The sequence below is a fragment of the Paraburkholderia sp. genome (genome assembly GCF_036488505.1).
In the GTDB taxonomy this organism is placed as follows: domain Bacteria; phylum Pseudomonadota; class Gammaproteobacteria; order Burkholderiales; family Burkholderiaceae; genus Paraburkholderia.
Window position 1 is genome coordinate 1 of record NZ_DASXHN010000439.1, and the last position, 12,813, is coordinate 12,813.

The 12,813-nt window shown below is 64.1% G+C and carries 13 protein-coding genes; 4 read left to right on the top strand and 9 right to left on the bottom strand.

The window, feature by feature from the left end; all coding sequences use genetic code 11:
* On the top strand, positions 1-1,013 hold a 1,013-nt coding region (locus VGH68_RS25235), incomplete at its 5' end, for a S1C family serine protease (RefSeq protein WP_331606438.1).
* Between the two features lie 17 nt (positions 1,014-1,030).
* On the opposite strand, the gene ggt is transcribed toward VGH68_RS25235, so the two are convergent.
* The 6 genes from ggt to VGH68_RS25265 all read right to left on the bottom strand — a co-directional run bounded on the left by ggt (position 1,031) and on the right by VGH68_RS25265 (position 7,842).
* Complete coding sequence (gene ggt, locus VGH68_RS25240) at positions 1,031-2,764, bottom strand: gamma-glutamyltransferase (protein ID WP_331606439.1); 1,734 nt, start codon at positions 2,762-2,764, stop codon at positions 1,031-1,033.
* 107 nt (positions 2,765-2,871) lie between these two features.
* Positions 2,872-4,275 carry an MFS transporter gene (locus tag VGH68_RS25245; protein WP_331606440.1) on the bottom strand — a complete coding sequence of 468 codons (1,404 nt, stop codon included), beginning with the start codon at positions 4,273-4,275 and terminating at the stop codon, positions 2,872-2,874.
* Positions 4,276-4,523: 248 nt separating this feature from the next.
* On the bottom strand, positions 4,524-5,288 hold the full coding sequence (locus VGH68_RS25250; protein ID WP_331606441.1) for a phosphocholine cytidylyltransferase family protein: 765 nt from the start codon (positions 5,286-5,288) through the stop codon (positions 4,524-4,526).
* A 27-nt stretch (positions 5,289-5,315) separates the two neighbouring features.
* The gene (locus VGH68_RS25255; protein ID WP_331606442.1) at positions 5,316-6,338 is read right to left on the bottom strand and encodes a lysylphosphatidylglycerol synthase domain-containing protein; all 1,023 of its coding nucleotides are present in this window, start codon (positions 6,336-6,338) and stop codon (positions 5,316-5,318) included.
* Complete coding sequence (locus VGH68_RS25260; RefSeq protein ID WP_331606444.1) at positions 6,335-7,153, bottom strand: HalD/BesD family halogenase; 819 nt, start codon at positions 7,151-7,153, stop codon at positions 6,335-6,337. The genes VGH68_RS25255 and VGH68_RS25260 overlap by 4 nt, the downstream gene beginning before the upstream one ends.
* On the bottom strand, positions 7,150-7,842 hold the full coding sequence (locus tag VGH68_RS25265) for a CDP-alcohol phosphatidyltransferase family protein (protein WP_331606445.1): 693 nt from the start codon (positions 7,840-7,842) through the stop codon (positions 7,150-7,152). Before VGH68_RS25265 ends, VGH68_RS25260 begins: the two co-directional genes overlap by 4 nt.
* A 241-nt stretch (positions 7,843-8,083) precedes the next feature.
* Between VGH68_RS25265 and VGH68_RS25270 the strand changes: the two genes are divergently transcribed.
* On the top strand, positions 8,084-8,515 hold the full coding sequence (locus tag VGH68_RS25270; protein ID WP_331606446.1) for a hypothetical protein: 432 nt from the start codon (positions 8,084-8,086) through the stop codon (positions 8,513-8,515).
* 177 nt (positions 8,516-8,692) lie between these two features.
* Here the strand turns inward: VGH68_RS25270 and VGH68_RS25275 are convergent, their stop codons facing one another.
* The gene (locus VGH68_RS25275; protein WP_331606447.1) at positions 8,693-9,232 is read right to left on the bottom strand and encodes a hypothetical protein; all 540 of its coding nucleotides are present in this window, start codon (positions 9,230-9,232) and stop codon (positions 8,693-8,695) included.
* A 378-nt stretch (positions 9,233-9,610) separates the two neighbouring features.
* On the opposite strand from VGH68_RS25275, the gene VGH68_RS25280 reads away from it, so the two are divergent.
* Positions 9,611-9,964: a sugar ABC transporter ATPase gene (locus VGH68_RS25280; RefSeq protein WP_414696987.1), complete on the top strand. Its 354-nt coding sequence runs from the start codon at positions 9,611-9,613 to the stop codon at positions 9,962-9,964.
* Between the two features lie 156 nt (positions 9,965-10,120).
* Positions 10,121-10,633 (top strand): metal-dependent hydrolase, encoded by a 513-nt coding sequence (locus VGH68_RS25285; RefSeq protein ID WP_331606449.1) that lies wholly within the window; start codon positions 10,121-10,123, stop codon positions 10,631-10,633.
* A 35-nt stretch (positions 10,634-10,668) separates the two neighbouring features.
* On the opposite strand, the gene VGH68_RS25290 is transcribed toward VGH68_RS25285, so the two are convergent.
* Positions 10,669-11,490 (bottom strand): AraC family transcriptional regulator, encoded by an 822-nt coding sequence (locus tag VGH68_RS25290; RefSeq protein WP_331606450.1) that lies wholly within the window; start codon positions 11,488-11,490, stop codon positions 10,669-10,671.
* A 63-nt stretch (positions 11,491-11,553) separates the two neighbouring features.
* Positions 11,554-12,480, bottom strand: coding sequence for a serine O-acetyltransferase EpsC (epsC, locus tag VGH68_RS25295; protein WP_331606451.1), 927 nt, complete (start codon positions 12,478-12,480; stop codon positions 11,554-11,556).
* Positions 12,481-12,813: the final 333 nt, after the last annotated feature.

Here is a 12,813-nt window from a genome sequence, read left to right on the forward strand (position 1 = left end):
GCGCCGCATCCGACGCCCCCGGGCCCCAATCCGCCGACCTTCTCACTCACGACGACGACGCACTGCTCGACGCCTACTCCCGCACCGTAATTGGCGCGCTCGAAAGGGTCCAGCAGGCGGTCGCGTTTATTGCCGTCGAACGCCGCCTGCCTGGCGAGCCGCCGGGGCACGGCCGCGGCGCACGCGGCGGCACCGGCTCGGGCTTCATCTTTACGCCCGACGGCTATCTGCTGACCAATAGCCATGTCGTGCATGGCGCGACGCACATTCAGGTCACGCTCGCCGACGGCGCGAAATTCGCGGCGGACCTGGTCGGCGACGATCCGGGCAGCGATCTCGCGGTGTTGCGCATTGGATCGCCGGAGCCACTGCCACATGTGGAACTTGGCGAATCGTCGAAGCTGCGTGTCGGGCAGATCGCGATCGCGGTCGGCAATCCGCTCGGTCTCCAGCAAACCGTCACCACCGGCGTGGTTTCCGCGCTCGGCCGTTCGTTGCGCTCGAACTCCGGCCGCATGATCTATGACGTGATCCAGACGGATGCCGCGCTCAATCCGGGCAACTCGGGCGGGCCGCTGATCAATTCGGCGGGCCAGGTGATCGGCGTCAATACCGCGATCATCCCAGGCGCGCAGGCAATCTGCTTTGCAACCGCCATCGATACCGCCAAGTGGGTGATCATGCAGATCTTTGCGCATGGCCGCGTGCGGCGCGCGTATATCGGCGTGGCCGGCACCACGACACCCCTCTCGCGACGCGTGCAGCGCTATTTCGGCCTGAGTGCGCAAAGCGGCGTGCATGTGATGGAAATCGTCAAAGGCAGCCCGGCCGCGCTGGGCGGTTTGCGCACCGACGATACGATCGTCGCGATCGATGCGCAGCCGGTACAGGATGTGGATAGCCTGCAACGCACGCTCGACGCGTCGCGTATCGACAAGCCGGTCGGCGTCAGTGTGCTGCGCGGCGCGCAGCGGGTGGAGTTGACGTTGACGCCGGTCGAGCAGGCGGGTTGAGCGGAGCCTGACAATACCTATTGAAACAGCCGCGTGACCCCTCGCCCGCGTGGATCGGCCACTGCTTCCGGTGTATTGCCGTTGACTTTGATCACCTGGATATCGCCGTTGAAACGCTGCCCTTCGAGCTTGTAACCCTTCGCTTCGATCTGCGTGGCGAGTTCGCCCTCGATCGGCTTGTACGGCTCCCAGAAAATCGTATCCGGCGGCAATAGCTGATGGTGGAAGCGCATTGCGGCAACCGCATCCGGCAACGGCATATCGAAGTCGTAGATATTCGTGATCACCTGGAAAATCGACGTAAAAATGCGCGAGCCGCCCGGGGTACCGATGACGAGCGCGACTTTGCCGTCTTTTGTCAGGATCGTCGGATCCATCGACGACAGCGGACGCTTTTGCGGTTCGATAGCATTCGCATCGCTGCCCACGACGCCAAACATGTTCGCAACACCCGGCTTTACGGAAAAGTCATCCATCTCGTCGTTCAGCACGATACCGGCGCGATCCACCACCACGCCGGAGCCGAATGGGCCATTGAGCGTATAAGTATTCGATACCGCGTTACCCCACTTATCGATCACCGAATAGTGTGTCGTCTCGGCTTTCTCGGGCATCGATGTGCCGAGGCCAGGCTGGACGCTCTTGGTACCCGACGGCGTATCCGGATTGACCTCGGCCGCGCGCTTCGCGAGATACGCATCGTCGATCAATTGCGCGACCGGCACTTTGTAAAAGTCGGGATCGCCGAGATACTGCGCGCGATCCGCAAAGACGCGTTTCTCGATTTCGGCAATCAGATGCACATATTGCGCGGAATTGAGCGGCACGCCGTTGAAATCAGCCGCGAGGTCGGCCTTCATTTTCAGCAACTGCACGAGGCCCACACCGCCCGAACTCGGCGGCGGCGCGGTAATCACGCGATAGCCGTTCCAATCCGCCGTGACCGGTTCGCGCCACACCGCCTTGTACTGTTCGAGATCGGCCTTCGTGATCAGACCATGACCGCGCATCGCATCGGCGATCAGGTCGGCGGTCTTGCCCGAATAGAAATCCTTCGCGCCGTGGTCGGAGATACGTTGCAACACCGCGGCAAGATCGGGCTGTTTGAAATTGACGCCCTGCTTCAGATTGCTGAAGTACGTGTCGAAATTGGTTCTGCCGGCGAAGGACTTGGCCGCGCCGTCGCGCCGCTCCTGCAATTTCTGGCTGACCTCGAAGCCGTCGCGTGCATAGTGAATGGCCGGCGCGAGCACCTGCTTCCATTTGAGCTTGCCAAAACGCCGCTGCGCTTCCCACATACCTTCAACGGTGCCTGGCACACCTACCGCGCGATAACCGATCAGGCTCATGTCCTTGACGACGTTGCCTTTATCGTCGAGATACATATTCTTCGTCGCGGCCAGCGGCGCGCGCTCGCGATAATCGAGAAAGTAAGGCTTGCCGTCGACATACAGCGTCATAAAGCCACCGCCGCCGATATTGCCCGCGTCCGGATAGGTGACCGCGAGCGTAAAGGCAATCGCGACGGCCGCATCGACCGCATTGCCCCCTTCGTTGAAGATCTGCCCGGCGGCATCGGCGCTGTATCGATCCGGCACGGCGATCGCCGCACTGGTCAGCGTGGCCGGCTGGATTTTTGCGGGAGCCTTCGCGACGGCCGGCGTCGCTTCGAGAAACCCGCTCGACACGGAGATGAGTGCGACCAGCGCGAAGCCGCTGGCCGACGCTTTGACGTTGCTGAACAACTTCATTGAGGCCCCCCGGGAGACGATCACATCGGTATGACGATTCAACTGTATGGGCTTATAACATGCAATCCGTCCATCTGCGAAGCCACCGGCTTTCGTAGCGAGACCGTTTACGCATGCCCGCGATTGCCGCGCGCAATCTCATCGCCCGCGCCTTGGGGCAGGCGCCGGGTGATCGGAATCGACAGGCATGAGAACAGGCCAACCACGACAAACGCGGGCCAGAAATCGGAAAAGACGATTCTCGGATGCCCCTGCACCGCATGCGAAATCTGCAGCACGATGCCCGAAATCGTCACGCCGAGACCTAGCGACATCTGCTGGATGACGCTGGCTACGCTCGTCGCGCGGCCCACGTCACTGCTCGGAATATCCGCATAGGCAAGCGTGTTGAGCGAAGTAAATTGCAATGACGGAAAGAACCCGCCCACCAGCACGACACACCAGATCAACCAATGCGGCGTGCCGGGAAAAAATAGTCCGTACACCGCAATCGCGAGCCCCGCGCAGCCAGCATTGACCATCAGCACGGTGCGAAAACCAAAGCGGCCGAGAATGCGCGAGGCCACCGTCTTCATAAAAATCGAGCCGAACGCGGACGCGCAGGTGATCGCTCCCGCCCTGAACGCGGTCATGCCGAGCCCTTCCTGCAATGCAAGCGGCAATAGAAACGGCACTGCCCCGAGGCCGATACGAAACATCGAGCCACCAATCACGCTCGCATGAAAGCTGGGAATGCGCAGCAGCCGCAAATCGAGCACCGGCAACGCGACGCGGCTCGCATACAGCACGTAAATCAGCAGCAACACGATGCCGGTCACGCACATGCCGACCGAGTTGCGCGTCGACACCAGTTCACCCCCGACCAGCGAAAGCCCAAGCATAAATAGCGACGCGCCACTCGCCGACAGCACGAAGCCGATCCAGTCGAGCCGGCCCGGATGCGGTTCGCGCATGTTGGCGATGTATTTGTTCGTCAGCCAGATGCCCAGCAGACCAATCGGTATATTGATGACGAAAATCAGACGCCAATGCAGATACGTCGTGATAAAACCGCCGAGCGGCGGCCCGATCACCGGACCGAGCAAGGCCGGCACCGACAGATAATTCATCGCGCGGATGAACTCGGACTTCGGCAACGAACGGAAAATGATGATGCGGCCCACCGGCACCATCAGCGCGCCGCCGATGCCCTGTACGAAGCGCGCGGCCACGAAGGTACCGAGTGAAGTGGAGGCCGCGCACATCAGCGAGCCTGCCATAAAGATGCCGATCGCGGTGCGGAATACCGTGCGCGAACCGAAACGGTCGGCGACCCAGCCGCAGATCGGGATGAACACGCCAAGGCCGATCACATAGGACGTGACGGCAAGCTTCAGCGTAATGGGATCGTGGCCAAGATCGCGCGCCAGAACCGGCAGCGACGTGACGATGACCGTGCCGTCCACGTTTTCCATGAACATCGCGCACGCAACGATCAGCGGAACGATGAAAGTGCCCAAAGCGAGAAGCATTGGCGTGACGACAAGCCGCTAGGCCATCGATTGAAAGTTTTCGATTATGGCATTGCGGCGGCAACAAATGTTGTTGCGCGAGGGAGTTGTTGCGCGACCCCGCGCGCGCGGTCAACGGGCAATGGCCAGTTAATCAACGCGGCGCGGCGGCGCGACCTTGCTGCGCGGGGAGTGCGGCGGCGGCGGCCTGCGTTACTGTTGCGTCGGAAAGCGGCCGCCTGAGCGGCCTTGCGTGTTTGCGTGACGCGTTAGCGCGACGCGCTAGTAAGCGGCTGCAACTGCGGCAGGATTTCATTGGTTGCGCGCGCGACGTCGTTCGGGAAGTCGATTTCGACCCACGGCGCACCCGTTACATCGGCCGTGTCGAACACCTGGCTGCGCTCGAGCAGCAGGTCACGCACCGCTTCTTCATGCGGCATGTTCGCGCGGCCGCTGTCGATATAGCCGGCTACGATCTGCGTGACGCGCCGCGCCGTTTCCTCGCGGAAACGGAAAAAGCCGACCGACTCGCCGATCGTGTCGTAGTCGAGATTCACCGCGAGCTGCTTGCGCAATTCGACCGGCACGCCGTTCTTCAGACACAGCTTGACAGGTTCGTCGCCCGCTTCGAAATCGCGGTCGATCAACAGGCGGTTGACGGACTCGCCAGCCACCAGCGCGTTCAGAATGCGCTCGTCGTAAAGCACGTCGGCGTCCATCAGCAGCACGTCGCCCCCGCGCGTCAGCGCGTCAGCGACCGTATGCACCGTCAGCACGCTGCCAAGATCGAAACGCGGATTGATCACGCTTTCGACCTGATGCGGCCAGTTGATACGCGCCAGTTCCGCCTGCACCGATTCCGGCTGGAAACCGAGCGCCAGCACGACGTCGGTTACGCCGGCGGTTGCCAGCATCTGCAGATGCCGCTCGAGCAGGCTCATGCCGTCGAACCGCAACAGGCACTTCGGAAACTGGGCTTGCGGCGGCTGCTGAAGACGCAGGCCGAGGCCCGCTGCGAGAATAATGGCGCGCATGCGCAGTCCTTTGAAAAGATACGGAGATCAATCGGCAACGGGCATGCGCCGCACGGCGCGCCGCCGTTGCCAGCTTCTTTCGCTGAAGTGCAAAACCAGCAGGCCCGGCAGGCCCAGCAGGATTTCACGCGCACGCTTGGCGAGCGACAACGCCAGCGCCGCGTCGGGCGGCAAACCCACCAGCGGCGCGAGCAGCAGATAGCCACCCTCCTGCACGCCGAGCGAGCCCGGAATCATGAACGCCGCGCCGCGAATCGCCTGGCCGACGCTTTCGAGCAGCAGCGCGTCGATCCAGCCGACCGGATGGCCGAGAAAGTGCAGCGCGAGCCAGACTTCGATGGTGCCCACGACCCAGCCGATGAAACTCAACAGGAAACTCGCCACCACCCGGCCGCGCTCGCGGTAGAGCGATTGCACCGCGGCATCGACGGCTTCCGCGCGGGTCATCAGCGACGACCAGTCGCGCTTACCGAATAGCTTCGACACCACGCCAAGCAGCCGGCCGAACAAACCGCGCCGCTGCGCAAAGTAAAAACCGGCGATCATCGCGCCGAGCACACAAGTGGCGATCAACGTTGCGGCTTGCAGGTCGTGCAGCGCGCCGTGCGCGGCATAGGCACCGAACAGCAGCACGCCGCCGAGCGCGAAAACGATTTGCGCGAGCGCCTGCCACGTCGTGCTGACCGTGATCGCCGCAGCCGCGTCGCGCAGCGGCATGCCGCGCTGCGACAGTTGCCGCACCATCACCACCGGACCGCCGATCTGGCCGGCGGGCAGCAAGCTATTCACCGATTCGCCGATCCAGCGCGCGAACAGCGCATCGCGCCACGACGGATCGCGCGGCGCATCGTCGCGGACGCCACGCGTGAACAACACCACGATCGCACCGGCATCGACGACGAGCGGCACCACGTGAAACGCCGCGACGACCGCGAGCCCCCAGCCGGCCGCGAGCAACGTGGAAGCTACTGAGCCGAACCCTTGCCACGCGAGCAGGCCGACAAACAGCGCCGTGCCGATCGACAGCAGAAGAAGGGCCGCGCGACTCATACGGCGCCCTTGCCGCGCGAGGTTATCTGACGGAATACCTGGCGGAAACCGAAGTACGCGACCGCGTCCTTCATATTCGACATAAAGCGGCGCCACGGCCGCATGTTCGGGTCGGTGACGTACTCGAACGTCAGCGACACGCGCATCTCGTTCGGGCCCGCCGGCGTGATGCGATGGCGCAGTTTGTCGCCGTCGAAAAACACGAGGCCGCCGGGCGGAATCTGCACCGAGCCCGGTTGATCGGGCAGCTCCGGAGTGCGTGTATGCAGTTCGTAGTCGAGCCGGCACGACGATTCGTCGATCACCCCCAGCAGCAGCGTGTAGCGGCGGCCGTCGTAGTACGACGTATCGTAGTGCCAGCCGATATGGTCGCCCGGGCGCGTGTAGTAATACAGCGCGTATGCGTGGGGATCGTCGGCCGGCGACACCTGCAGCTTGTCGCCGCTGATCTGCTCGAGCCAGCCGATCAGTTCCTTCGAGCGGTACAGCTCGGCGATAAACGGCGCGAGGCGGTCGATCGTATGGCGGCTCACGCTACCGCCCTGCTTGTGCCCCGGCAGATAGTTGCGGTTCACCTCGTCGAGCAGCGAGCGCGCACTGTGGACCAGTTGCGCGGTGACTTCCGGCGCAAGGAAATCGTCCAGATAAAGAAACGCCCCCTGCGCGGCGAAGTCCTTGCGAAGGCGCGCGTTGTCGAATGTCCGCGTGCGGCTCGCCACCGCTCGGTCCGCGTCCGGTGCGGGTATGGGCGATGCTGGGAATGCGGTTGCCGTAACGGGTGCTGACGCGAGCGCGTCCTCGGCGGGCGTACTCATTCGCTGGCCCAACGTTGACTGTTTTCGGAAGCCTTGGCCGCCGGACGAGCGGTGCGGCGCGCGACCCGCCAGTAGTCGAACACCACCCACGCGGCGAAAAGCGGCGCGCCGATCGACGCGACCACGACGAACGGCAATACGACGTTCGTGAGCGTAACGATGGGCAGCAGATACAGCACGTCTTCCGTTTCGAAGCCGCCAACCGACGCCTGCTTCGTGCCCGCCTTGCCGGCCATGTCTTCGATACGCATGCGCAGAAAGAAGATCAACGCAACGGCCACCCCAGCCAGCGCGCCGAGTACGCCCGCCGCGATTTTCAGGCCGCCCGTCTGCGCCCCGCCGACCCCGATGCCCATGCCGACGAACAGTGCCACGGAGACGAGCGCATCACTGCCGAGATCGTAAAAATGACCGATACGGCTCGATTTGCCGCCGATGCGCGCGAGTTCGCCGTCGGTGTGATCGACGAAATTCGATAGCACGATCAGCAGAGCGCCCGCGTTGGCCCACGTGAATTCGCCGTGGGCGAGGCACAAGGCGCCCGCCAAGCCGATCAGCAGGCGCAGCGTGGTGAGATGGTTCGGCGTGACCCGGCTATTGACCAGCGGCGTCACGAGCCGGCGGGCGAGCCGGGCGTCCCAGGTGCGGGGCGGCGGAACGCTGATTGGAGATTTGGCTTGCGAAGTCATAACCCGGAAATATATACGGGAACGAGAAAGATTGCTTTCGTCCCGAAAGTTTCTTTGCAGATCACCGATGACGATTGTGCATCCGTCACAAAGCGGGATCCGTCGAATCGCGATAAAGTGCGAATCCCGTCGCGCCTGCCATTGCGCAATCGCGTCGATACGCGCGCCGCGCGGTCTTTTCACGCCGCACCGCCGGCCGTTGCGAATGCACGACATCGAATCACGATTGCCGTCGAAGCTTATGGATCGTTTTCTTACCTCACTACTATTGGTCGCGGCGGTGGCACTGCCGGTTCCCGGTTTTCCGGCCACGCTCGACGCACCGCTCGTCTGCAATGAAAGCGGCCATCGGTTCATCGCCGATCTCATCGCGCAGCAGTTGATCGACCCGACGCCGACCCACGTCGAACGCAACTCGATCAACGCGTTTTCGCCGACGCACGACGCGAGGCTGACCGCCTTCGGTTTTCGCGTGTTCGCGGTGGTCGGCTTCCAGAAGGACGATCCGATGTTCCAGGTCGGCGACGGCGAACCGCTCGCCCAATCCGCGTACGGCGTCGTCGTATTCGGCGCCGAGGACAAGGTCCGCGCCGCGGTCGCGGACGCCGGCAGCACGGCGATCGTGCATCACGTCGCGCCGCTCATCACCGCGATTTTCTGCAAGCGCGAGTAAGTCGGCAACGGTCACCGCGTTCGCCGCATCGATAACATCGGGTCGCAAGATCGAAGTCGATTTCAAATCCGCCTCGTAAGCCAGCCAGTAGCCACAGACCGTAATTACCGCGAGATTCGAGCCGCTAACTTTCCGGCCAAACGGCGCGACCGGCTTCGATCCTGCTTTCGTCTGCCGTCAGCCGGGCCGGCGAAATTCGTTTTCCACCCACGCGGTGGCGCTTGCTTTGCTTAGCTTGAACGTCGGCGCGACCTGCACTTGTGCGAGCTGTGCGCCGAAGCTATCGAGCGCGCTCAGCAACGCGTATGGCTCGTCCTCGTCGGGCACGATATCGAGCGTGATGTCGAGTTCGTCATTGCCATCCGCGCTCTGCACCCGCACCGCCTTGTGCAGTTGCGCGCGCAGTTGCTGTTCGTGGCGGCGCAACACTTCAGATGCCGTTTTCACCAGCGTGTTGAACGCCGACACGTCGAGCGGTTTAGGGTCTTTCTTGTTGCGGCCCATCGTCCACGGTCCGACGAGCGCGGGTTCCGCCTCGCCGTCCTTGACCATTTCGACGGCCCAGCCGTCGTCGTCTTCATTCTTGATGACGCGTGCAGTCCAGCCGTTGTCGCGCCACAGACGCTGTTCGTGCACGCTCTCGTCCGGCGCGGACGAATCGTCCGGCAGCAGAGCGGGGTCGGTCCCGTCGGACGGGGAAAAAGGCGTGTCGTTCATCACAGGTTCACTCACTTCGCGAGGCGAAAACATTCGAACCGCGATTTTACCCGCCCGGCGCGCGCCGCCGGCCTCGCTCTGACGAATGGACAAGCCGGAGCGGGAGCGGCAACGAGGCGCCGGCTGTCGATCGTCCATTGCGAGCCTTTGTGATCGCCCTACGGCTTGCCGTCATCCGCTAGCCGACGGGCTGTCTTATGGTGACGGCGCCAACGTTCACTGGGTATACTGCCCCGGCCGCCCGCCCGCCGCGATGTCACGATGCCGCGACGGATACACGGCGGCTTCGCCGCGAAGCATCGCGTTGCACGCCAGCGCATCGCGCTTCGCCCGCGCCTCACCTTCCCATGCACGACCGGGAACGCCGACGATCGGACCATGAAAAGACTTCTTCTGCTTGCCCCCGCTGTCGCCATCACCGCCACTCTCGCCGCCTGTGGTTCGCCGAGCGGCCCCGCGCGCGACCCGTCCCAACCGATGGTGTACGTGTCGTCGTCCCGCACGGTCGCCTCGATCGCAACCTGCCTCGAAGATCGTCTGCCGCGCGTGCGCACGTCGCATGCGGGCGCCGCGACCGAGCTTGCGGTCGGCGCCGATTCGAACAACTCCTATTTCATTACGCTGACGCCGCTCAACGGCAGCACGGTCATCAAGGTCATGCGCCCGGCCAATGCGCCGGACGATCCGCCTGAATCGGAGATGCGCTTCGATATCGCCCGCTGCGCGTCCTGAGTCCCCGGAGCAGCTCGCGCGCTGACGAACTCAGCGTCGCGAGCGCCCGGCCGACGCGCGTTTTTTTATGTCGGCGTCGGCTATTCTTTTATCCGTTCATCTGCGAACATGGCCGCCCTTTGTTTTCCTGGCGGCGCTCGCGTGCCGTGAGTGTCGATGGCATCCAGCAAAGCGCATCATGCGACCGGCTTCGCAGCCGGCGTCATCGCCGCGGCAGTCGTTGCGCGCAGCGGCGGCAGTCCGTTTCATGCGGGAGTGCTACTGAGTTTTATCGCCGGCGTGGCCGGCAGCACCGCGCCGGACTGGCTCGAAGTCGCATGGTGGTCGCGCGCGCGGCGACTGTGGATTACCCACCGAACGCTCACGCATTGGGGCATCGGCTGGCTCGCGCTGCTCGCCGTGTCGTATCACATGCTCGGGCATTCGGTCTACGCGGCGCCGTTATTCGGCTTCGCTTGCGGAGGGCTCATGCATCTGCTCGCCGACTGGCCGAATCCGCTCGGCGTGCCGTGGATTGCCGGGCGGCATTCATTGAATCTGTGGAACAGCGGACACTGCGATCTAATCGTCGTCGCCGCGTCGTGGGCGGCCGCCTGGTTCATCGGCGCGCATGTGTTGCTGCATCACGCGTATGAGTTGCCGGGGTTGCGTCATTGGCAAATGGGGTGAAGCGGACCATCCGCGCGACTGCAACGGCACCCCGATCACCGCATCACCGCCGCATAGTTGGCCGGCGTCACGCCGAGCAGACGCACAAACGCGCGCGTCATATGACTCTGGTCGGCAAAGCCCGCGGCAGCGGCCGCATCGGCGAGCGTCGCGCCGCGTACGATCCATTGCCTTGCAAGCGACACGCGCCGCTGCATCCGGTACGCGTGCGGCGGCAAGCCCGTTTGTTGGGCAAAGCCGCGCAGCAACTGGAAGCGGCTCACGCCGGCCTCGACGGCGAGATCGGCGAGCGTCAGCGCAGCGGCCGGATCGTCGTCGATGCGCGCTCTCGCCCGTGCAATCGGTCCGCTCGCCGTGATGCGAAGCGCACGCGCGGCGCTCGTCGCATGCTCGCGCACGACATGCGCGAGCAGATCGAGCAGCGCCTCTTCCGTGATTAGATCGTCCGGCACGCAGGGCGCCAGTACCGACACCGCAAACAACCGCTCGAACAGCCGCGCAAGCAACGGATCGTGCGCGACCGGCTGCGTGAGTTCGAGCTCGCGCGCGACCGTGTCGTTCAGCTCAGCGCCCGCGCTAGTCAGTAGCGACGGATCGAAGTAAAGCATGCGCCATGCGCGCCCGCGTTCGTCGAGCGGACTGCCGTCGTGAACTTCACCGGGATTGACCATGATTGCATCGTGCGCGCGCGCCTCGACGACCCCGCGCCCGCTCGCCGACCGATGCCCGCCGCTGACGATGACGCCCACGCCAAAGCGATCGTGCGAATGGCGCGGAAAGGAACGCGCGGTATCGGCCACCGTCGCTTCGACGCCAGCAATCGCGCAACGGCGCATCTGTACGCGGCCGCGGCACATGGTTCGCCGCTTACGCGAGCAGATGCAAGGCCGCGCAGCCAAGCGCCTGCGTCGAGCGGCGCATCACTTCGGCCCCTCGGCCGCGCGCTCGCCTTCGCGGACCTTGCCTTGCGATACGCTGCTGCCCGGCGGCACGCTGTGCGTGAGCCACACGTTGCCGCCGATCACCGAGCCGCGTCCGATCGTCACGCGGCCGAGAATCGTCGCGCCTGCATAGATCACGACGTCGTCCTCGACGATAGGATGACGTGCGTTGCCCTTGATCAGCGAGCCGTCCTCGTCGGCCGCAAAGCTCTTCGCACCAAGCGTCACCGCCTGATACACGCGCACGCGCTCGCCGATGATCGCGGTCTCGCCAATCACGACGCCGGTGCCGTGGTCGATAAAGAAGCTCGGGCCGATGGTCGCGCCGGGGTGAATGTCGATACCGGTCGCCGAATGCGCGATCTCGTTGATGAAGCGTGCGAGCAGCGGCACGCCGAGCCGATGCAGCGCATGCGCGAGGCGATGATGCGTGATCGCCCATACGCCTGGATAGCACAGCAGGATTTCGGTGATGTGCTGCGCGGCGGGGTCGCCGGTGAACGCCGCCTGAATGTCGCTGACCAGCAGCGCGCGAATGCCCGGCAGTTGCGTCGCGAATTCGCGCGCCACCGCGAACGCGCGGTCCCGCAACTCGTGGTCCGCCGTCGCGCCGAACTCCGGCAGAAAACGCAGCGCACGGCGAATCTGTTCGGCGAGCACACGCAACGTGCTTTCGAGCGTATGGCCAACGTAGTAGTCGACGGTCTCGTCGGTCAGATCGGGCGCGCCATAGTGCGTCGGAAAGAGCGCCGCGCGCAGGCCGGCCACGATGTCGATCACGGCCTCGCGCGACGGCAATTGGCGAATGCCGAGCGGATGCCGCGTGCGATGCAATTGTTCACGCGACGCGCGCAGGTCCGCGACGATCTGGTCGAGACCCCAGTTCTGGGTAGGCACGTTAGGCATAGCGGACGGCGCCGTGCGTCGAGCACGGTTCGAAGTGGTTACGCGCAGAGATTACCGCGTTTTAACGCGGCTCGCGCGGCGTGGCGCGATCAGCAGGGGTCGTTGGCACAGGCCGGTGTCGGCGATGCAGCGTGCGCGCTGGCGAGAAGCCGCGCACTGCGCTCGTGCAGCCGTCAGATGGTCACGCTACTCGCATCGATCCAGCGCACAGCCCAATCGCGCGCGTGGGCGATCGCGGCGGCTTCATCGGAAAAGCGCAGGTCGGTGGGAAAGAATCGGTTGGCGACCAGTTCGCCGTCGCTCGAGCGGGAGATCACCACATACGGTTGCCAT